The sequence below is a fragment of the Pseudomonas sp. dw_612 genome, from assembly GCF_018449725.1.
Classification (GTDB): Bacteria; Pseudomonadota; Gammaproteobacteria; order Pseudomonadales; family Pseudomonadaceae; genus Aquipseudomonas.
In genome coordinates this window covers 150,534-170,667 of sequence record NZ_JAAVVC010000003.1, presented here as the reverse complement: position 1 = coordinate 170,667, position 20,134 = coordinate 150,534, and the positions used below count along the sequence as shown (strand labels likewise).

17 protein-coding genes are annotated in these 20,134 nt (G+C 61.6%); 9 read left to right on the top strand and 8 right to left on the bottom strand.

Annotated elements, in window-relative coordinates; all coding sequences use genetic code 11:
* Positions 1 to 107: 107 nt before the first annotated feature.
* Genes HB680_RS06445 through HB680_RS06425 form a run of 5 tightly spaced genes read right to left on the bottom strand, consistent with a single transcriptional unit; the run spans position 108 to position 5,920 of the window.
* Complete coding sequence (locus tag HB680_RS06445; RefSeq protein WP_213937734.1) at positions 108 to 929, bottom strand: class I SAM-dependent methyltransferase; 822 nt, start codon at positions 927 to 929, stop codon at positions 108 to 110.
* Entirely contained in the window at positions 923 to 2,077 is a 1,155-nt protein-coding gene (locus tag HB680_RS06440) for an acyltransferase (protein ID WP_213937733.1), read from the bottom strand. Before HB680_RS06440 ends, HB680_RS06445 begins: the two co-directional genes overlap by 7 nt.
* A complete protein-coding gene (locus HB680_RS06435) occupies positions 2,074 to 2,955 on the bottom strand; it encodes a class I SAM-dependent methyltransferase (protein ID WP_213937732.1) in 882 nt (293 codons plus the stop codon). Before HB680_RS06435 ends, HB680_RS06440 begins: the two co-directional genes overlap by 4 nt.
* On the bottom strand, positions 2,952 to 4,256 hold the full coding sequence (locus HB680_RS06430; protein ID WP_213937731.1) for a glycosyltransferase: 1,305 nt from the start codon (positions 4,254 to 4,256) through the stop codon (positions 2,952 to 2,954). Before HB680_RS06430 ends, HB680_RS06435 begins: the two co-directional genes overlap by 4 nt.
* Complete coding sequence (locus HB680_RS06425) at positions 4,250 to 5,920, bottom strand: glycosyltransferase (protein WP_213937730.1); 1,671 nt, start codon at positions 5,918 to 5,920, stop codon at positions 4,250 to 4,252. The genes HB680_RS06430 and HB680_RS06425 overlap by 7 nt, the downstream gene beginning before the upstream one ends.
* 430 nt (positions 5,921 to 6,350) lie before the next feature.
* Here HB680_RS06425 and HB680_RS06420 point away from each other — a divergent pair, with 430 nt between their 5' ends.
* Genes HB680_RS06420 through HB680_RS06385 form a run of 8 tightly spaced genes read left to right on the top strand, consistent with a single transcriptional unit; the run spans position 6,351 to position 15,360 of the window.
* Complete coding sequence (locus HB680_RS06420) at positions 6,351 to 7,265, top strand: GDP-mannose 4,6-dehydratase (protein ID WP_213937729.1); 915 nt, start codon at positions 6,351 to 6,353, stop codon at positions 7,263 to 7,265.
* Positions 7,262 to 8,233 (top strand): GDP-mannose 4,6-dehydratase, encoded by a 972-nt coding sequence (gmd, locus tag HB680_RS06415; RefSeq protein ID WP_054048203.1) that lies wholly within the window; start codon positions 7,262 to 7,264, stop codon positions 8,231 to 8,233. Before HB680_RS06420 ends, gmd begins: the two co-directional genes overlap by 4 nt.
* A 3-nt stretch (positions 8,234 to 8,236) precedes the next feature.
* A complete protein-coding gene (locus HB680_RS06410) occupies positions 8,237 to 9,679 on the top strand; it encodes a mannose-1-phosphate guanylyltransferase/mannose-6-phosphate isomerase (protein WP_213937728.1) in 1,443 nt (480 codons plus the stop codon).
* Positions 9,680 to 10,477 (top strand): ABC transporter permease, encoded by a 798-nt coding sequence (locus HB680_RS06405; protein ID WP_213937727.1) that lies wholly within the window; start codon positions 9,680 to 9,682, stop codon positions 10,475 to 10,477.
* Positions 10,477 to 11,742, top strand: coding sequence for an ABC transporter ATP-binding protein (locus HB680_RS06400; protein ID WP_213937726.1), 1,266 nt, complete (start codon positions 10,477 to 10,479; stop codon positions 11,740 to 11,742). The genes HB680_RS06405 and HB680_RS06400 overlap by 1 nt, the downstream gene beginning before the upstream one ends.
* Entirely contained in the window at positions 11,739 to 13,115 is a 1,377-nt protein-coding gene (locus HB680_RS06395) for a glycosyltransferase family 1 protein (RefSeq protein ID WP_213937725.1), read from the top strand. Before HB680_RS06400 ends, HB680_RS06395 begins: the two co-directional genes overlap by 4 nt.
* The gene (locus tag HB680_RS06390; protein ID WP_213937724.1) at positions 13,099 to 14,229 is read left to right on the top strand and encodes a glycosyltransferase family 1 protein; all 1,131 of its coding nucleotides are present in this window, start codon (positions 13,099 to 13,101) and stop codon (positions 14,227 to 14,229) included. Before HB680_RS06395 ends, HB680_RS06390 begins: the two co-directional genes overlap by 17 nt.
* Complete coding sequence (locus HB680_RS06385; protein WP_213937723.1) at positions 14,230 to 15,360, top strand: glycosyltransferase family 4 protein; 1,131 nt, start codon at positions 14,230 to 14,232, stop codon at positions 15,358 to 15,360.
* Between the two features lie 114 nt (positions 15,361 to 15,474).
* On the opposite strand, the gene HB680_RS06380 is transcribed toward HB680_RS06385, so the two are convergent.
* The 3 genes from HB680_RS06380 to HB680_RS06370 all read right to left on the bottom strand — a co-directional run bounded on the left by HB680_RS06380 (position 15,475) and on the right by HB680_RS06370 (position 19,333).
* A complete protein-coding gene (locus tag HB680_RS06380; protein WP_213937722.1) occupies positions 15,475 to 17,505 on the bottom strand; it encodes a pyridoxamine 5'-phosphate oxidase family protein in 2,031 nt (676 codons plus the stop codon).
* 48 nt (positions 17,506 to 17,553) lie between these two features.
* The gene (locus HB680_RS06375; protein WP_213937721.1) at positions 17,554 to 18,180 is read right to left on the bottom strand and encodes a glutathione S-transferase; all 627 of its coding nucleotides are present in this window, start codon (positions 18,178 to 18,180) and stop codon (positions 17,554 to 17,556) included.
* A gap of 253 nt (positions 18,181 to 18,433) precedes the next feature.
* Positions 18,434 to 19,333, bottom strand: coding sequence for a LysR family transcriptional regulator (locus HB680_RS06370; protein WP_213937720.1), 900 nt, complete (start codon positions 19,331 to 19,333; stop codon positions 18,434 to 18,436).
* 147 nt (positions 19,334 to 19,480) lie between these two features.
* Here HB680_RS06370 and HB680_RS06365 point away from each other — a divergent pair, with 147 nt between their 5' ends.
* On the top strand, positions 19,481 to 20,104 hold the full coding sequence (locus HB680_RS06365; RefSeq protein ID WP_213937719.1) for a CDP-alcohol phosphatidyltransferase family protein: 624 nt from the start codon (positions 19,481 to 19,483) through the stop codon (positions 20,102 to 20,104).
* Positions 20,105 to 20,134: the final 30 nt, after the last annotated feature.

Sequence of the window (20,134 nt, the reverse complement as noted above, 5' to 3'; positions counted from 1 at the left end):
AAACCCTGTGGGAGCGGGCTTGCTCGCGAAGAGGGAGTATCAGTCACCGTAAATGTTGCCTGACACACCGCATTCGCGAGCAAGCCCGCTCCCACAGTGGGTCCTGCTCAGGGCTTGCGGGCGATGATCACCTGACTCTTCGCCACCACCCCATCCAGCGCCTGTTTGATCTGCGCGCCCCGTGGCGATTCGAGGATCGCCTGCCAGGTATCCGCCCAATGATTGAGCAGCGGGTGATCAGCATTGCTGAAATCAACCTTGGCCTCCCAGAACAACAGCATCCACATCGACCAGTAGAACCCGTACTGGCTGTGGCTGATGACTTCCAGCCCGGCCTCGCTGACCATTGCCTTGAACTGCTCTTCGCTGATGATGCGAATGTGGTTGGGCTTCTGGAAGTACTCCGGCGCGGCGATGTCTTTTTGCAGGTCTTCGGAGCTGGGATGCGGGACGCTGAGCAAATACAGCGCCCCCGGTTTGCCGACCCGCACCAGTTCGGCGAGGAACTGCGCCGGATCGTCGACGTGCTCGATGACTTCGGTGGACACCACGCGGGTGGCGGTGCCATCGGCAATCGGCAGCGGATTGCAGTCGGTCACGTGGCATTCAACGTCCCGGGCCGGGGTATCGCCCAGGCGCAAACGGGTCGCTTCAACCTTGGCCGCATCAATGTCGGCAATGATGATCTTCGCCCCGCGCATGCCGCAGAAATGCACGTTGCCGCCATCGCCGCAGCCGACGTCGAGCAAGGTGTCCTCGGCAGTCACCCGGAAACCGGTGAACAACTCGTCGGTTTGCTGATTGAACCAGCCGCTGAGCACCGCATCGCGCAGGCCGAGCATGTACGGATCGACCTTGTCCGCGACCGGAGCCACTGGCGCGGCGGGAGCGGGCGTGCTCGACGTGAGTTTCTTCAAAAGCCTCAGCATGAGGTAGCTCCAGAGGATGGGACGGCGGTTCGGGACGTGCTCAGACGTTGCACCAGCGAGGCGCCGCGATTGCGCATGGGCATTTCGACGAAGCGGTAATTGAGTTCGCTCAACAGGGCGATCAGCCCGGCCGCGATCAGGACCGTCAGGATCGGGTGACCGGCCGGGCTCGGCAAACCGGCGGCCTGCAAGCGGAAGATCACTTCGCGCACCAGTAGATAAGCCGGAATGTGGATCAGGTAAATCCCGTAGGAGCGACTGCCGATCCACACCATCAGGTTCTTCAGCGCACCCGCCGGCATCAGGTAATCCCGGTTATAGGACGCGACCCAGACCAGCACCGCACTGAGCACGGCAATTGCGCCGATCCGGTAATGGGTGAAGGTAAAGCGATCGGTGGCCATCACGCTCAGCGCCAGCGCTACGATCAGCAACACTGAAACGCCCGCCCACGGCCGGCGTAAGAAGGTCGGTTCCCAGCGCGCATAACCGGGCCGCGCACTCCACATCGCCAACAGGATGCCGAGGGCCAGTGCGTCGGTGCGCACCACCATCAGGATCGGCGTGCGCAACGTGAACAACTGCACCGCGACCAGCGCCAGCAAGGCCCAGACCAGGTGTTTGCGGCAGACCAGAATCAGCAGCGGGAACAGCAGGTAGAACTGCTCCTCCAGCGACAAGCTCCAGTAAACGAAACTGGTGCCGTATTCGTAGCGATAGAAACTGTCGGCGAAGCGGAAATTGGCGAATTGCGCGACCCCGGCCAGCGTCGCCTGCAAGTTGGCGTGCAACGTGCCGAACGCACCGGATTGGTTGATAAATAGACACGCCAGCAGCATCAACGCCAGCCACAACCAAGCCGACGGCAATAATCGAAAGGCCCGGCGCAGCCAGAAGTTGCGGGTCTGCTGCCAGTATTCCTGACGGGTGCTGCAACCTTGCAAAGCCGGGATCAGGCTGCGCGCGATGACGAAGCCCGAGATCGCGAAAAACAGATCGACGCCCCACCACGGCTGCGCCCAGGCATGAATGCGTTCCAACGACGGCACGATGTCGGTGAACAGGCTGCCTTGCAGGTGATGGAACAACACGCCGAGCACCGCAATGCCGCGCAGCAACTCGATGTCCATGATGCGTTTGCTGCTCATGCTGTTCTCCCGGATACGTCGCCGGCATCCAGCGGTTTGCGGGCGATGATCACCTGGCTCTTGGGCATGAATTGATCGAGCATTTGCTTGATCGCCAAGCCGTTGGGCTGCGCCAGCAAGTCCTGCCAGGTTTTCGCCCAACTCTCCATCAGCGGCGGGTACGGCGCCTGGATTCGGTCACGCACCGCGCCACTCAACTCGCGCCCGGCCGCCCGCTCGCTGGCCCAGAAAAAGATCATGCCCATGACCCAGAAAAACCCGGTGGCCTGACGATGCTCGATTACCAGCCCCGCCCCCTCCACCATCGCGGCAAACCGTTCGGGGGTAAAAATCTGCACATGATTGGGTGACTGGAAATAGCTGGCCGGCGCGATGCCCTTTTGCAAATGTTCGCCCACCGGGGCCGGCACGCTCAGCAGATACAACGCTCCGGGACGGCCCATGCGCACCAGTTCGGCCATGAACGGCTCGGGCTGGTCGATGTGTTCGAGCACTTCCATGCATACCACTTTGCTCGCGCAGCCGTCGGCCAAGGGCAGCGGCAAGCTGTTGCTCACCAGGCCGAGATTGGGTTTATCCGACTGCGCCTCCACCTGCCGGGCCAGGTCGCGGACCTTGTCGTGTTCGCTGTCGGTGAAGATCACCGACGCGCCCTGACGCACCGCAAACAGCGACGCCACGCCTTCACCGCAGCCAACGTCCAGCAAGGTGTCGTCCGCCGTAATGGCAAAGCCCTTGAGCAGTTCGCCGCTGTCATTCAAAAACCAGCCGTCGAGGACCGCGTCATGCAAGCCGACATCCCGTGGCGACACGCTGGCGACCGGAACTGGCGCCGGCAGCGGCGCCGGCCAGAGACGTGCGAGCAAGCGCCGGATCATGCGCCCGAGGCTTCCACGGGCAACGCCTTGACACGCGCCAGCCGTTGTTCGAAGAACGTGCGCAAACGCTGTTCGGTGCTGGCCTGGCTGCAGAATCGCTCGAGGCTGCGCACCGCATGGGCCGACATCCGGGCATAGCGCTCGGCATCGGTTTTAGCCACGTCATAGCTGACGCGATAAGCCGTACACAACGAATCCCAATCGGTCACGTAACGCAGCGTGCGATACGCCGCCCGGGGATCGTGGGGCCAGGCCGTCAGCTCATCGGTGGAATCGACGATGAACGCGTTGTCGCTGTCGACGTAGTCGGCCATCGCCGTGTTCAGCGGCGCAATCGCCGGTTTGCCGCAGGACATGAACTCCATCAGCGGCAGGCACTGCCCCTCGCCGAACGAGCAATTCACCACGTAACTGGTGGCCTCGACCAATCTTTCGTAATCCACATCGGCCAGATAACCGTGGATCAGCACGATCCGGCACCGGTACGACTGGTTCTTGTAGAGGTGATGCAGCATATCGTTCAGTGCGTTGGCGATGTCGTGGTGCGTGAGTTTCAACACCAGCGTCGCATCGGGCGAGTCGCGGAACGTGGTGCAGAACGCGCTGAGCATGTCCTGCCAGTTCTTGCGCCCATCGTAAGGGTTGAACACCGAGGTGTAGACCACGCCTTCCAGCTGCAACTGACAGTCCAGGGGCGGGCCGTCGAACGAGAGCGGGGTTCCTTCGCACAATGCGGGTGGGCCGTAAGCACGCAAATCCGTGGTGCGGCTGTCGATCAACAGGCCGCGCAGGTTCAGTTGCACCGGCTCCACCACCGCACGCTTGCTCAGTTGTTCGCCTCGTGCAGCAAAGCGGTCCCACACGGGGGCGGGAATCGCGCAGATGGGGTAGTCGGCGCCCATCACCTCGCGCACCGCGTTGACGGTGAAGGTCGAATGGGTAATCGCCATGCCGCACGCATCCAAAACCACGCGCCAGTCGTGACGAGGTTCGCCCTGCCAGCTTTCGGTGGGAATGGTGCTGAACTCCCAGGCGAACAACGGCACGGTCGGGCAGGCGTAATGAATCGGCGTGCGATGGGGCGGCGAGAACGACAGGAAAATGCAGTCTTCGCCACGGCTCAAGCAGTCGAAATACAAGCGATCCACCAGTTCGTCAGGGTTGCTGACTTCGATCACTTGCCCCAGTCGCTCCAGCACGGGACGGAACTCCTTGAGCACGAAGTAATAGCTGTACTCCGGCCGTCCCAGGTTCTGCTGGATATTGCTCTTGTTGGTTTCCGAATGAATGATGATCAGCATGATGCAGCCCCCGCCTCGGCTGTCAGCGGCGTGGTTTCGCGGCTCGGTGCCAACCCGAAAAACTGCGACAGGCGCTGCTGCACCGGGGCAAAACCGCAGTAGTCGCGCATGCGTTCATTCGCCGCCGTGGCCATCGCCTGATAATCCTGCGGGCGATTCTTGGCCATGGCGTAGCTGTCCTCGTAGGCGGCTTTCAGCGAGCCCCAGTCCGGTCGATGGCGCAGGGTGCGATAGAGAATGCGCGCGTCTTCCGGCCAGATCGTCGGTTCATGGCTGGACTTGACGATAAACCCGACCCGCTCATCGATGTAGTCGCCCATCGCCGTGTGGTTCGGCGCAATCACCGGCCGGGCGCAGGACATGAACTCCATCAACGGCAGGCACAAGCCTTCGCAGCGGGACGCGTTGACGTAGAAACTCGCCGCACCGTAGAGCCTAGCGAACTCTTCGTCCTCCAGATAACCGTGCATGACCACCACCCGACAGGCGAATGGCGACAGTTGCGACAGCAAGGTGATCAAGTGGACGTAGTAGGTCGACAAGTCGTTCTGGGTGATCTTCAACACCAGCGTGGCGTCTTCCGCGTCACGCAGGGCCCAGCAGAACGCGGTGATCAGGTGATGCCAGTTCTTGCGCCCGTCTTCGGGGTTGAACACGCTCACATACACCACGCCGCTGACGTCGATCTCGACCCGTTCGCTGGTATCGGGAAAAACGGCTTGTGGGTGCTCGGCCAGTTCCATGGCTTCGCTGACGGTGGTCGCCAGCGGCAATGGTTCGGGCTGTGATTGCGGTTCCGGCAATGGCTCCGACACTGGCGTGCGCAACCGGAAAAGCTGTTCGCGGACAGCGACCGGCATCAGATCGCGAGCGGCTTCGCGATACCACAGCAGCAGGTTGTGCTTGAGCAAAAACAGCGACGAATGCTCGGAGTCGGTCGTCAGCGCCCGGCAGGCTTCGCGCAGGTAATGCTTGGTGATGAACGCGCGTCGCCGCAGGGTCAGTGGCGGTGGCGGCACGGGTTCTGGCTCAGGTTCCGGTTCCGGCTCTTCAATACTCAAGCCGCGGGCTTCCAGTTCCTGCTCATTGAAGATCGGCGCGATCAGACCATCGGCCGACAACCCCATCGGACGGCTGTCGATGATGCAGCCCTTGATCTGCAACGTGGTGCCGGGGTTCACCGGCGTACTCGGATACTGCTCACGAACATCGGCGAAGCGTTCCCACAACGGCGTAGGCAGCACCAGCACCGGGAAGTCTTCACCCAGCGTGCGACGGATGGCCTGGGCCGTGTGGCTGGACAAGGTAATCACCCGGCCATGACGCGCCAGGGTCTGGCTCCAGTCATGCCGTGGATCGTTGTCCCAGTCCTCGTCCGGGATCGAGTCATACTCCCAGGCAATGACGCACACCATCGGGCATTGCAGGTCGATCGGGGTTTTATGCGGTGGCGAGAACGAGAGAAACAGGCATTCCTGACCGGCCTGTTGCAACTGCCGATACAGCGGGTCGACGTCGGCAGCCGACGACACCACATGCACCCGCCCAAGGCTTTCGAGCACTGGGCGATAGGCCTTGAGCACGAAGTAGTAACTGTATTCGGGACGACCAAGGCTCTGGCTGATGGAGCTGTCGTTGACGTCCGAGTAAAGAATGAAATTCATGGCATCCCACGATGAAACCACCGTCCCGGCAGCCTCACTCTATGACGGCGAAGCCATGGATCGAGTCGGCATTGACCGGTCGTCGTCCATCGTCTTCTTGCCCGTCTACGTTCTTGTTTTAATGGTCAGCTTCGCGGGGTCAGGGAGCATCCCGGGCGAACGCTGGATAATCGTGACGAGGGGCATTCTAAACACATCCGTCGAGGATTCGTGAACCGCCCGACGAGAATAAATAGCCCTGCGCAAACGAGAACTGACCAGTCACGGTTGGACCTGTTGAAATTGCCGAGCAATTGGCACAGATTGGCTACCAAACAACTACAACAAAACATTTCGCCCGTCTTTCGACCAACGAATCCACCCGGTCTGTCAGACATCTCCGTAAAGCCTGTAGGGGAATGGCAGAAATGTATGACCAAGGGGTCGCTGTTTGAAAAAGCGTCTGTTCGTTACGGGTCTGAGTGGATTCGTAGGACAACACATCCAATCACGTCTGAAGGCTGATGCCTCGGATTGGGAGCTACTGCCTGTCCCTTCCCGGTATGACCTCGGCCACCCGGACAGCCTCGAAGGCCTGTGGCCCGAGATGCCCGACGCGGTGATTCACCTGGCCGGCCAGACTTTCGTTCCCGAAGCCTTCCGCGATCCGGCACGCACGCTGAACATCAACCTGCTTGGCACCCTGAACCTGTTGCAAGCCCTCAAGGCGCGCGGTTTCAGCGGCACCTTCCTGTACGTCAGCTCCGGCGATGTCTACGGCCAGGTCAGCGAAGCGCAGTTGCCGATCAGCGAACTCCAGCCACCCTGCCCGCGCAATCCGTATGCCGTGAGCAAACTGTCGGCGGAATTTCTCAGCCTGCAATGGGGCTTGAGTGAAGGCTGGCCGGTGCTGGTGGCGCGTCCGTTCAATCACATCGGCACCGGGCAGAAAGACAGCTTCGTCATCGCCAGCGCCGCGCGGCAAATCAATCGAATCAAACAAGGCCTGCAGGCGCCTCGCCTGGAAGTCGGCGACATCGATGTCACCCGTGACTTCCTCGATGTCGGCGATGTGATCTCGGCCTACCTGGCGCTGCTGGAAAAAGGCGCGCCGGGGCAGGTCTACAACATTTGCTCGGGACGCGAGCAGAGCATCCGCAGCCTGATCGAACAACTGGGGGACCTCGCCCAGGTCGACATGCAATTGATTCAAGACCCTGCACGCCTTCGCCGCGCGGATCAACGTCGCGTGTGCGGCAGCCATGCCAAGCTTGCCCAGGCCACAGGGTGGACGCCTGAAATCACAACACAACAATCCCTGCGGGCGATCCTGTCCGACTGGGAGAAGCGAGTGAAAGAAGAATGACAAAAAGTGCACTGATCACAGGGATCACCGGCCAGGATGGCGCTTATCTGGCCAAACTGCTGCTCGACAAGGGTTACAAGGTCCACGGCCTGGTGGCACGGCGCAGCAGCGATTCGCGCTGGCGCCTGCGCGAGATGGGGGTCGAGGGTGACATTGTCTACCTGGACGGCGACATGGCCGATGCCTGCTCGGTGCAGCGCGCGGTGATCAAGTCGGCGCCAGACGAGGTCTACAACCTGGCGGCGCAAAGCTTTGTCGCCGCGTCCTGGGATCAACCGGTGACCACCGGCATCGTCGACGGCCTGGGCGTGACGCACCTGCTGGAAGCGATCCGTCAGTTCAGTCCGCACACACGCTTCTACCAGGCGTCCACCAGCGAAATGTTCGGCCTGATCCAGGCCGAGCAGCAGGACGAGAACACGCCGTTCTACCCGCGCAGCCCTTATGGCGTGGCCAAGCTCTACGGTCACTGGATCACCGTGAATTACCGCGAGAGCTTCAACCTGCACGCCAACAGCGGGATCCTGTTCAACCACGAATCACCGCTGCGCGGCATCGAATTCGTGACCCGCAAGGTCACCGACGCCGCCGCCCGCATCAAGCAAGGCAAACAGAACGAGTTGCGCCTGGGCAACATCGACACCAAGCGCGACTGGGGTTTCGCCGGCGACTACGTCGAAGCCATGTGGCTGATGCTGCAACAGGACAAGGCCGATGACTACGTGGTCGCCACCGGCGTGACCACCACCGTGCGCGAAATGTGCCGCATCGCCTTCGATCACATTGGCCTGAACTACCGCGACTACGTGAAGATTGACCCGGCGTTTTTCCGCCCGGCCGAAGTCGACGTACTGCTCGGTAACCCGGCCAAGGCCCAGCGCGTACTGGGCTGGAAGCCAAAAACCGATCTGGATACCTTGATCCGCATGATGATGGATGCGGACATGAAACGCGTCGCCAAGGAGTAGGCCATGCTGATTCCTGTGATCCTCTCCGGCGGTGCCGGGACCCGTTTGTGGCCGGTGTCCCGCGAAGGGCACCCGAAACCGTTCATGACATTGCCCGACGGCCAATCGCTGTTGGGCAAGACCTACCGGCGCGCGGCGGGCCTGCTCGATGGCTGGGGCGACATCGTCACCGTGACCAACCGCGAGTATTACTTCCAGAGCAAGGATCACTACCACGACGCGCAACTGGCCCGTCATCGCGGGCACTTCCTGCTGGAGCCAACCGGCCGCAACACCGCCCCGGCCATCGCGGCGGCGGCGTTGTCGCTGCAAGCCTTGCACGGTGACAAGGCGATCATGGTGGTCATGCCGGCCGATCACCTGATCGTGAATGTCGACGCCTTGCAGAGTGCGGTCGAGCATGCCGTGACGCTGGCCAAGAGCGGTCATCTGGTGACGTTCGGCGTGGTACCGACCGCGCCGGAAACCGGCTTCGGCTACATCGAGACCGGCGCCCCGCTGGACGACAAAGGTGCGGCCAAGGTCCAGCGTTTCGTCGAAAAACCCGACCTGCAAACCGCGACGCATTACCTGGAAAGCGGCAACTTCCTGTGGAACTCCGGCATGTTCTGCTTCTCGGTGGCCACGCTGCTGGACGAGTTGCAGATTCACGCCCCGGAGTTGCTGGAACAGACCCGGGCCTGCATGGCCGACAGTGCTCCGGTGGAAACCGGCGGCTGCCTGCAACAGGAATTGTCGCCGGCGTTGTTTGCCGAGATCACCGATATCTCCATCGACTACGCCTTGATGGAACGCTCGGACAAAGTGGTGGTGGTGCCCGCCGGTTTCGACTGGAGCGACATCGGTTCCTGGGGTGCGCTGGCCGCGTTGATACCGCCGGACGCACAGAACAACCGCGCCAGCGGCGACGCGATCTTTGTCGACAGCCACAACAACTTCGTCCAGAGCGAAGGCCGGCTGGTGGCTGCGGTGGGTGTGGATAACCTGATCATCGTCGACACCGCCGACGCCGTGCTGGTGGCCCACGCCGACCGCGCCCAGGATGTGCGCCGGGTGGCCAAGCAGCTCAAGGACAAAAAGCACGAAGCCTATCGCCTGCACCGCACCGTCAGCCGACCATGGGGCACCTACACCGTGCTCGAGGAAGGCACGCGCTTCAAGATCAAGCGCATCGTGGTCAAGCCGGGCGGCAAGTTGTCATTGCAAATGCACCATCACCGCAACGAACACTGGGTCGTGGTCGAAGGCATGGCCAAAGTCACCAACAACGGCACCGGCACGCATCTGGTGGCCAAGAATGAATCCACCTTCATTGCCGCCGGGCACAAGCATCGCCTGGAAAACCCGGGGGTCATCGACTTGGTGATCATCGAAGTGCAAAGCGGCGAATACTTGGGAGAGGACGATATCGTCCGCTTCGAAGACCAATACGGCAGGACGGTTTGAATGCTGCTTAATCTGTACCGCTCGCTGTGGAATTACCGCGGCTTCATCCTCGGTAGCGTCAAGCGAGAGTTCCAGGCGCGTTATCGCAACTCGCTGTTCGGTGCCTTGTGGACCGTGCTCAATCCCCTGTCGATGATCGTCGTGTACACGGTGATCTTTTCCCAGATCATGCGCGCCCGTCTGCCGGGCGTGGACGATGGCCTGGCCTACAGCGTTTACCTGTGTGCCGGCCTGCTGACCTGGGGTCTGTTCTCGGAAATCACCACCCGCAGCCAGAGCATGTTTCTGGAAAACGCCAACCTGCTGAAGAAAATCAGCTTCCCGCGCATCTGCCTGCCGGTGATCGCCCTGCTCAACGCCGGCATCAACTTCGGGATCATCCTGGGACTGTTCTTCGGCTTCTTGCTGATCAGCGGCCGCTTGCCCGGCATGGCGTTATTGGCGCTGATACCGCTGCTGATCCTGCAAGTGATCTTCGCCGCCGGGCTGGGGATGATCCTCGGCATTCTCAACGTGTTCTTCCGCGATGTCGGGCAGTTTTTCGGCATCCTCCTGCAGTTCTGGTTCTGGCTGACGCCGATCGTGTATCCGATCTCGATCCTGCCACCGGGCATCCAGCACCTGATCAGTCTCAACCCGATGACGGCGCTGATGACCAGCTATCAAAACGTCTTCCTCTACAACCAATGGCCGAACTGGCATTCCCTGATCCCGTTGCTGGTGATCGGGCTGTTGTTCTGCGGCCTGGCGCTGCGGATGTTTCGTCAGCGTGTCGGTGAAATGGTGGACGAACTCTGATGGGGCATATACGCGTCACTGGCCTGGGCAAGGCCTACAAACAGTACCCGAATCGCTGGAGCCGCCTGCTCGAATGGCTGGTGCCATTTTCCGGCACCCGTCATCACTTGCACTGGATCCTGCAAGACGTCGATTTCGAGATCCAGCCCGGCGAAGCCGTGGGCATCGTCGGTGTCAACGGCGCGGGCAAAAGCACGCTGCTGAAGATGATCACCGGCACCACCCAGCCCACCTGCGGGCACATTCAACTGCAAGGTCGTGTCGCCGCGTTGCTGGAACTGGGCATGGGCTTTCACCCGGACTTTACCGGTCGGCAAAACGCCTTCATGGCCGGCCAGTTGCTGGGCATGCAGGTCGAAGAAATCGAAGCCTTGATGCCGGAAATCGAGAGTTTTGCCGAAATCGGCGAAGCCATCGACCACCCGGTGCGCACCTATTCCAGCGGCATGCAAATGCGCCTGGCCTTCAGCGTCGCCACGGCGCGGCGCCCGGACATCCTGATCGTCGATGAAGCGTTGTCGGTGGGCGATGCCTACTTCCAGCACAAAAGCTTCGACCGCATCCGCAACTTCCGCAAGGCTGGCACCACTTTGCTGATCGTGTCCCATGACCGCTCGGCGATTCAGTCGATCTGCGACACCGCCATTCTGCTGGAAGGCGGGCGCATGGCCATGCGCGGCAAACCCGAAGAAGTCATGGACTACTACAACGCCATGCTCGCCCAGCGCGAAGGCCAGACCGTGCGCCAGGAAATGCTCGCCAACGGCCAGGTGCAAACCATTTCCGGCACCGGCGAGGCCGGGATTCTCAGCGTGCGCCTGCTCGACGCCCAGGGGCGATCCGTGGAAGTAGCCGAGGTCGGCCAGCCGATGGTGCTGGAAGTGCAGACCGAAGTCCGCCAGGACATCGAGCGACTGATTCTGGGGTTCATGATCAAGGATCGGCTCGGTCAGGCCATCTACGGCATCAACACCCATCGCCTCGACAAAGCCATCACCGACCTCAGCGCCGGTGAACGGATCACTTTCCGCTTTGCCTTCGACATGCGCCTGGGCAAGGGCAATTACTCGATCGCCTTGAGCCTGTCGCGCCTGGACTCGCACCTGGATCGCAACTTCGAATGGCGCGACTACGGCCTGGTGTTCCACGTGATCAACAATCGTCAGGAAGACTTCGTCGGTTGCTCGTGGCTGGAGGCACAAACGACCATCAGCCGCTCCAGCGAAACCGTTGTACAAACGGCAGACCCGGAGGTGTCGCGATGACCCGATTGTTGGTGGAGTGCACCTACGTCTTCGAACACCCGAACGCCAACTCGGGCATTCAACGCGTCGTGCGCAATGTTATTCAACAACTGCCGGCGGCCGACGCCACGCGCGAATGCATCCCGGTGGTGATGATCGATGGCGCGCTCTATCAGGTGAAAAGCCTGGCGCCGTTGAAATCGCTGAAGCTCGATCTGATGGGCCTGCGGGTGAAGCTGGAACAATGGGCCAACAACTTCTGGCTACGTCATCGCGCGCTGGAACGGCGGCGGCCCTTCAGCCAGTCGCATTTTTGTCGGCGGGTGCTGTACGTCGGCTGCCGTCTCACCGCGTTTGCCTGCTTCAGCCTGCCGATGCGCCTGCTCGAACGGGTGCTCAAGGGCAGGCACATTCCCGAACGCTGCGTACCGTTGCAGCACCGGGCCGGTGATCAACTGGTATTGCTCGACTCGTCCTGGCACGCGAATTTTTTCCCGTTGGCCGAGCAACTCAAGCGTGATGGCGTCGGCATCGTGTCGGTGATCTACGACCTGATCCCGCTGACCCACCCGCAGTTCTGCGACGCCGGGCTGGTCAAGGTGTTCAACGACTGGTTCGACTGGATCGCCCGCACGGCCGATGGTTATGTGGCGATCTCCACCACCATCCGCGATCAGGTGCGTGAGGAAATGCTGCGCCGCATCGGTGCGCAACAGGTGCAGCAGCGCTGGTTCGACCATTTCCACCTCGGTTCCGAACTGGACTTGAGCGACGCCCGCTCCGAAGTCGATCGTGGCTTGCTGCAGATGTTCAAGACGCCGGAGCCGGTGTTCCTGATGGTCAGCACCATCGAACCGCGAAAAAACCATGCTTATCTGCTGGAGGCCTTCGAGCGCGCCTGGGTCGCCGGGTCCAAGGCCAGGTTGTGTATTGCCGGGAAGATTGGCTGGAAGTGTGACGCGTTGATCGAGCGCATCCGCCAGCATCCCGAGCTGAACCGCCGCTTGTTCATGTTCAACTCGCTCTCGGACAAAAGCCTGGAGCACGCCTACTCCCACGCCACGGCGCTGGTGTTCCCATCCTACGTCGAAGGCTTCGGGCTGCCGCTGGTGGAAGCCATGCAACGCGGTCTGCCGGCGATGGGCAGCGATATTCCGGTGTTCCGGGAAATCGGTGGCGACTACATGGCGTATTTCGATCTGGCCGACCCGCAAAGCCTGACCGACCTGGTCACCAACATGGAGCGCACCGGGGTGTTTCCGGCACCGCTGCCCCTGGAGCATTGGCGCTGGCTGAGCTGGCGCGAGGCGAGTGCGCAATTGGTGGAGCGCATCGAACGCAACCTGGGCAGTGCGCTGCCAGTGCCTGAGAGTCAGCATGCGAATTGCACTTAACGCCCGGATCCTCCAGGCGCCGCGCACCGGCATCGGCCATTACGTCGCCGAACTGGTGGGCGCCCTCGCCTGCGAACCGGACGTTGAGCTGTCGCTGTTCCACGGCTGGGGCTGGAGCACTTCGCTGCCCGAAGCGGCGATGCCCGGCTACTCGCGACTGACGCCGTTGTTGCGGCAGATTCCCGGGGCGTATCAGGCACGACGCTGGCTGGCGCAGAAGCGCTTCGATCAGGGCCGCTCCCCGGCGATCGACCTCTATCACGAACCGAGTTTGTGGCCGCTGTCATTCGACGGCCCGACGATCATGACCCTGCACGACCTGACACACCTGCATTACCCCGAGACGCAACCGCCGGCCCGCTTGCGCGAAATCGAGCGGCGACTGGCCGACGGCGTGCAGCAAGCGCGGCTGATTCTCACCGACTCGCAGTTCATCGCCGACGAGGCCCGGGACCATTTCGCGCTGCCCGCCGAGCGTTTCATCGTTGCCCCGCTGGGCGTTGCGGCGCGGTTCCATCCCCGTGACGCGGCGGACATCGACACAGTCCTCAAGGCCCACGGGGTCGAGGCGCGGGAATATTTCCTGTGCGTCGGCACCCTGGAGCCACGCAAAAACTTGTGCCTGGCCCTGCGCGCCCATGCCTTGCTGCCAGAGGCGCAGCGTCAGCAATTTCCGCTGTTGATCGTCGGCATGGCCGGCTGGCAGCGCGAGCAATTCAGCGAAGAGTTGCGTCAGTCGTTGGCCGCCGGTCACGTGTGTCTGCTCGGTTACCTGCCCGACGAGCAGGTGGCACACCTGTTGGCCGGGGCGCGGGCGCTGATTTTTCCATCGATCTATGAAGGCTTCGGCCTCCCCGTACTGGAAGCCATGGCCAGCGGCACCCCGGTGATCCTGGTGCGGCATTCGGCGATGCCGGAGGTCGCTGGCGCGGCGGGCAACTACATTGATGCGGACGATCCAGAAGGTTTGCGCGACGCCATGGGCCGATTGATCGACGACAAAACGCATTGGCAGGTATGCCGAGAAGCGGGGCTACAACAAGCGAAGCTTTTTTCCTGGGAGCGTTGCGCGCAGATCACAGCCCGCGCCTACCGCCAGGCTTTGGGAGGTTGAATGCGAGTTCTTCATTTTTTCAAGACGTACCTGCCCGACTCTGTGGGCGGTATCGAACAAGTCATCTTCCAGCTCTGCGAAAGCGGTGCGCGAAACGGCGTCGAAGGTCAGGTGCTGACACTCAGCGCAGACCCGACGCCACCGGTGGTGCGCCTCGGGCAGCATGAAGTGCACCGGGCCAAACTCGATATTCAGTTCGCCTCCACGGGTTTCTCCTGGAGTGTGTTCAAACAGTTTCGCGAGCTGGCGGCGGAAGCGGACGTGGTCAATTACCACTTCCCCTGGCCGTTCATGGATCTGGTGCACTTTGCCAGCGGCATGAACAAACCCTGTGTGGTCACTTACCACTCGGACATCATCCGCCAAAAACACCTGCTCAAACTCTACCGACCGCTGATGAACCGCTTCCTGGCCAGCGCCGACCGCATCGTCGCCGCCTCGCCCAACTACCTGCACACCAGCGATGTGTTGCAACAGTTTCAGGACAAGACCCGGGTCATTCCCTACGGTTTGAACAAGGCCGGTTATCCACAGCCCGACACCGAACGCATGGCCCATTGGCGGCAGACGGTTGGGGATAAGTTTTTTCTGTTTGTGGGGGTGATGCGTTACTACAAAGGCTTGCACATCCTGCTCGACGCCTTGAAAGACGTGGATTATCCGGTGGTGATCGTCGGTGCCGGGCCACTGGAAACCGAACTGCATGCCCAGGCCAAGGCGTTGGGCCTGCGCAATATTCACTTCCTCGGGCGGCTGGGCGACGAGGACAAAGTGGCGCTGCTGCAACTGAGCTACGCCATCGTGTTCCCCTCGCACCTGCGTTCCGAAGCCTTCGGCATCTCGCTGCTGGAAGGCGCGATGTATGGCAAACCGATGATCTCCAGCGAAATCGGCACCGGCACCAGCTACATCAACATCCACAACGAAACCGGGCTGGTGGTGCCACCGAGCAATCCACAGGCATTCCGCGAGGCGATGCGCACCCTGTGGGAAAACCCGGTTCGCGCTGCAGCCATGGGCGTGAAGGCGGAGGCGCGGTATCGGCAGTTGTTTACTGCTGACGAAATGGGGCGCAAGTGGACCGAGCTGTATCAGGAATTGCTGGAAGAGAAATCGTTGTCCTACGCATAACTGCTTTTATGTGGGAGCGGGCTTGCTCGCGAATGCGGTGTGTCATTCAGCGGTGATGTTGGCTGATCCACCGCTTTCGCGAGCAAGCCCGCTCCCACAGGGGATTGGTGGTGGCTATAAGTCCAGCACCAATGGCTGCGAACCCTGGGCCGGAATCGCACAACAAATCAGCACCTGCCCCTCTTCCGGTACTTCGGCCGGTACCTGTGGATAATTCACCTGACCGCTGATCAACCGCGTCTTGCAGGTTCCGCAGGAGCCACCGCGGCAACTGAATTCCGGGCGCAAGCCGCGGCTTTCCGCCAACTCCAGCAAACTGCCGCCGTCGGGTTGCCAGCGCGCCTCTTTGGCCGAGCGCTGAAACACCACGGGCACCGAAGATGTCGCAGCCGGTGGCCGCTCGATGACGACGGCGTCCGGGTCCAGGCGCCGACGCAAGGTCGATGGGCCAAACGTCTCGGCGTGAATCCTTGAGTCGCGGATGTCCAGTTCCCGCAGGCTGTCGTACAAGCCTTGGGTAAAACTGCCCGGACCGCAGAGGACAAAGTCCAACTGATCGTAGTCCTCGACCTCAAGCATCGTCTGAAGCAACGCCGCGTCAATGCGCCCGGTCACGTCAAAGTCCTCACCTTCCCGCGCCTCGGGTTCCGGTTGGCTGAGCAGGCGCAGCACGCGGACGGTGTCGCCGGTCCCTTCGAGCAAGCGGTCCAGCTCCTGGCGAAACGGTTGATCAGCCAAGGTCCGCGAACTCTGGAAGAACCAGGTCGGCCGAATGTGTCGCGTGCGCCAGCCCTGATAAACCACCTCGCGCACCATCGACAGCAACGGCGTGATGCCCACCCCGGCGGCCAACAGCACCAGTGGCCGGCGCTCGTGGGGCGCCACGGTGAAATGCCCCTGAGGCGCGCGGGCCTCCAGTACATCGCCGACGCGGATCTGTTCGTGCACGTGGGACGACACCAAACCGTCACGCTTCACGCTGATACGGAAAAAGTCATCAGACGGCGCACTCGACAGGCTGTAGGTGCGGATATGCGTTTCGCCGCCCATGTGAAAGCGCAACGGCAAATGCTGCCCGGCCTGGAACACCGGCAACCCGGCGCCATCGGCGGGCTCCAGATACACCGAGCGAATGTTCTGGCTCTCCGCCTCGATCCGCACCACCCGCAACGGCCGCCAGGCATCGCCCAGGGCTTGGGCTTGCAGGCGCGCGGCGGCCTGTTCCCAGGTACCGGTCATCAGGCTGTTGGGCGACATTCCGTCGAAACGCCAGCGTAGCGCCAACGCCGCTGGCCGTCGTACGACCCGCTCAACGTCAAACGTCCATAACCGCTCGGCGCCTTGAAACGCCTCGATTTGCGGGCCTTCAAGAATGACTTCGGTGTGCCCGCTAAGCTGCAGCAGGTCGCCCGAATTGAAATCAATAAACAGCAAACCGGCCCGTGGGTTGACCAGCAGGTTGCCCAAGGTATTGAAAAACAGGTTGCCGGCGAAATCCGGAATGGTCAGGCGATTGCCTTCGATGCGCACGAAACCCGGTTGACCACCGCGATGGGAAACGTCCACCGAGCGTTGGCCATCGACGTCGACATAACTGGCGACAAACAACGTATCGGCCTGGGCGATCACCGCTCTGGCCGCATCGTCCAGTTCGTCGAGGTGCTGGGCGATGCGGGTCGAAGGATCCGCCAGCGGCACCGAGCGGAACTGGCGCAACTGTATGTATTGCGGGCAGTTGCCGAAGGATTGCTCCACCGTGACACCGAAGCCACTCGCCGTCATGGCCCCGACCCGGCCATTGAGGCGGTTGCGCCGCCGGGTGTGCAATTCGATGCCCAGCAGGCCGATAGCGGCCCCGGCGTGCAATTGCGCGGGGTCATCGGCGGCGGGCAGGCATTCGAACTGCAACCCGTCTGGCGCAGGAGAATGGGCGAAACCCGGTGGCCCTTCGAGAATGCTGGCCCAGGGACGACCATCAGCATCCACCGCGCCGAACAGCATGAACGGCAGTTGCTGATAGAACTGACGGTGCTGGTCCGGCATCTCGCTGCGAATCACCCTACGACCGAGGGTATCCATTCGCTCGGCAACACCCACGTGTTCCTGCAACTGCTTTTCGCCAGCGTGCCACGGTGAATGTTCCATAACGACCTCTCCCCTGCACGCAAGGCGCAGCGTAAACGAACGCGATTATCAGGCTGTTTGTTGCAGGCCAGCAGCGGTGCGCGGCATGCCGACAAACCCGGGCAAGGCTTCAATCCGCGCCAGCCAGGCCCGCACGTTGGCGTAATCCGCCAGCGACACATTGCCTTCCGGCGCATGAGCGATGTAGCTGTAAGCGGAAACGTCAGCGATGGTCGGCTCGTTGCCCACCAGAAATTCGCTGTTGGTCAGTTCCTGATCCATCACTTTGAGCAGGTCATGTGAGCGCGTAATCGCTTCATCAGCGTTGAAGGACGCACCAAACACCGTGATCAGCCGGGCTCTGGCGGGACCAAAAGCAATCGGCCCGGCCGCCACCGACAACCAGCGCTGGACCCTGGCCGCACCGACCGGATCCGTCGGCAGCCAGCGGCCGTTGCCATATTTCTGCGCCAGGTACACCAGGATCGCGTTGGAATCGGCCAGCACCACGCCTTGATCGTCCAGCACCGGCACCTGACCAAACGAGTTGAGCGCCAGGAATTCAGGCTGCTTGTGCGCGCCTTTGGCCAGATCGACCAGAATCAGCTCGGTCGGCAGTTGCAGCAGGGACAGCATCAGCTCCGCACGGTGAGCGTGGCCGGAACGTGGGAAGTTGTAGAGTTTGATGGCGTGCATGGTCGGCTCCGCTGGGTGGTGGCGCCGTTCAGGGAATGATCAGCACCGATGGCAGGCATCATCTACCCATCCCCGAAACAACAGAATAACCAGCAAATGCAATCCATTGTTTCATTCTGCGCAATAGAAATGAGCCCAACACCACCATCCCTGTGGGAGCGGGCTTGCTCGCGAAAGCGATTTACCATTCAACAGGGATGTTGGCTGACCTACCGCTTTCGCGAGCAAGCCCGCTCCCACAAGGTTTTGCGCCTTACCCCAAGGCTGGATGTTCGCGCAGGGCCTTCACCATAAAATCGACGAAGCTACGAATCCGCGCCGGGGCTTTGCGCCCGCCCTGGTACACCACGTGAATCGGCAGCGGCGGTAATTCAAAGTCCGCCAACACGATTTCCAGCTCACCGGCCGCGACTTTGCTCGACACTTGATAGGACAAGACCCGGGTAAACCCCAGACCGAGGCTCGCCGCCGTGATGGCCGCCTGATTGGCCGTGACCACCAATCGCGGTTCCGGGCGAACGTTGATCGGCTGCCCTTTATCGAGAAAGGGCCAGCTCCTGAGCTGCCCGATGGACGAAGTCGCCACCACCGGCGCCCCGGCCAATTCTTCAGGATGCAGAGGGCGGCCGTGGGCGTTCAGGTAGGCCGGCGCTGCACAAATCACCCGCCTTACCTCACCGACCCGAATCGCGTGCTGATTGCTGTCCGGCAGTTCACCAATGCGCACGGCGACATCAATGCCCTCCTCGACCATGCTCACCACACGATCGACCAGCAAGCCGTTGATCGTCACTTCAGGGAATTGATCGAGATAACTCACCATCAGCGGCGTCACGAACAACTCGCCGAACAACACCGGCGCGGTGATCGTCAATTGCCCACGGGGCTGGGCGTGGCTGCCCGCTGCCGAATCCTCGGCTTCCTGCACCTCGGCGAGAATTCTCCGACAATCCTCCAGGTAACGCTGGCCCGCCTCGCTCAAATGCACGCTGCGCGTGGTGCGCGTCAGCAACAGGGTGCCGATGCGTTTCTCCAGCGCCGCCACCGCGCGGGTGACGCTGGCCGCCGACATCCCGAGACGCCGCGCCGCCGCCGAAAAGCCTTGCGCCTGGGCGACGGCGGCGAACACCTGCATTTCCTGGAATCGGTCCATCGGTAAACTCCTGAGCACTAAAATACGCGGGGCCGAGAGTTTCCGATGAGCCCTGGATTCGCGGAGAGACGGGTTTTACTGGCATTCTGATTATTGTGACGTATAACCCTGAATGTTCACGCTTTCAATTGCCGAGACCATCCCCCGATGCCCTCCATTTACCAACTCAAACCGGCGTTCCAGAATCTGTTGCGCCCGCTGGTGCAACGCTTGTTCGATAACGGCACCACCGCCAATCAAATCACCGTGCTGGCCGGGGTCATTTCGGTGGTGGTGGGCGTTGCGATTGCCTGTTTCGCCCAGCATCCGTGGGTGTTTGCGCTGATTCCGCTGTGGATGATTTTGCGCATGGCGCTGAACGCCATCGACGGCATGCTGGCCCGGGAATTCGGCCAACAGTCGCGCCTCGGCGCCTACCTTAATGAACTGTGCGATATCGTTGCGGACTGCGCGTTGATCCTGCCGTTTGCGCTGATTGCCGACGTGAGCGGATTGATTGTGCTGTCGGTCACGCTGCTGGCGTTGTTCAGCGAGTACAGTGGCGTCCTCGGGCCGATGGTCGGCGCATCGCGCCGGTATGACGGGCCGATGGGCAAAAGTGATCGGGCGTTTGTCCTGGGCGTGGTCGCCACCGGCGTCGCCCTCGGCTGGATCAGCGCGTTGTGGATTAATGTGGTGTTAGGGGTGGTCGCCGTCCTGCTGGCGTACACCTTGGTCAACCGGGTCCGTCAGGGCCTTAAAGAAGTGCAGGAAACCGCTCCCTCGGCCTAAGGCCCTCTCACTCAGCATAAGGAACATGCA

What these genes read in the sequence shown, in the direction of transcription:
- HB680_RS06445 (WP_213937734.1), bottom strand. Translation starts at nt 929, where the DNA reads ATGCTGAGGCTTTTGAAGAAACTCACGTCGAGCACGCCCGCTCCCGCC.
- HB680_RS06440 (WP_213937733.1), bottom strand. Translation starts at nt 2,077, where the DNA reads ATGAGCAGCAAACGCATCATGGACATCGAGTTGCTGCGCGGCATTGCG.
- HB680_RS06435 (WP_213937732.1), bottom strand. Translation starts at nt 2,955, where the DNA reads ATGATCCGGCGCTTGCTCGCACGTCTCTGGCCGGCGCCGCTGCCGGCG.
- HB680_RS06430 (WP_213937731.1), bottom strand. Translation starts at nt 4,256, where the DNA reads ATGCTGATCATCATTCATTCGGAAACCAACAAGAGCAATATCCAGCAG.
- HB680_RS06425 (WP_213937730.1), bottom strand. Translation starts at nt 5,920, where the DNA reads ATGAATTTCATTCTTTACTCGGACGTCAACGACAGCTCCATCAGCCAG.
- gmd (WP_054048203.1), top strand. Translation starts at nt 7,262, where the DNA reads ATGACAAAAAGTGCACTGATCACAGGGATCACCGGCCAGGATGGCGCT.
- HB680_RS06410 (WP_213937728.1), top strand. Translation starts at nt 8,237, where the DNA reads ATGCTGATTCCTGTGATCCTCTCCGGCGGTGCCGGGACCCGTTTGTGG.
- HB680_RS06405 (WP_213937727.1), top strand. Translation starts at nt 9,680, where the DNA reads ATGCTGCTTAATCTGTACCGCTCGCTGTGGAATTACCGCGGCTTCATC.
- HB680_RS06400 (WP_213937726.1), top strand. Translation starts at nt 10,477, where the DNA reads ATGGGGCATATACGCGTCACTGGCCTGGGCAAGGCCTACAAACAGTAC.
- HB680_RS06395 (WP_213937725.1), top strand. Translation starts at nt 11,739, where the DNA reads ATGACCCGATTGTTGGTGGAGTGCACCTACGTCTTCGAACACCCGAAC.
- HB680_RS06390 (WP_213937724.1), top strand. Translation starts at nt 13,099, where the DNA reads ATGCGAATTGCACTTAACGCCCGGATCCTCCAGGCGCCGCGCACCGGC.
- HB680_RS06385 (WP_213937723.1), top strand. Translation starts at nt 14,230, where the DNA reads ATGCGAGTTCTTCATTTTTTCAAGACGTACCTGCCCGACTCTGTGGGC.
- HB680_RS06380 (WP_213937722.1), bottom strand. Translation starts at nt 17,505, where the DNA reads ATGGAACATTCACCGTGGCACGCTGGCGAAAAGCAGTTGCAGGAACAC.
- HB680_RS06375 (WP_213937721.1), bottom strand. Translation starts at nt 18,180, where the DNA reads ATGCACGCCATCAAACTCTACAACTTCCCACGTTCCGGCCACGCTCAC.
- HB680_RS06370 (WP_213937720.1), bottom strand. Translation starts at nt 19,333, where the DNA reads ATGGACCGATTCCAGGAAATGCAGGTGTTCGCCGCCGTCGCCCAGGCG.
- HB680_RS06365 (WP_213937719.1), top strand. Translation starts at nt 19,481, where the DNA reads ATGCCCTCCATTTACCAACTCAAACCGGCGTTCCAGAATCTGTTGCGC.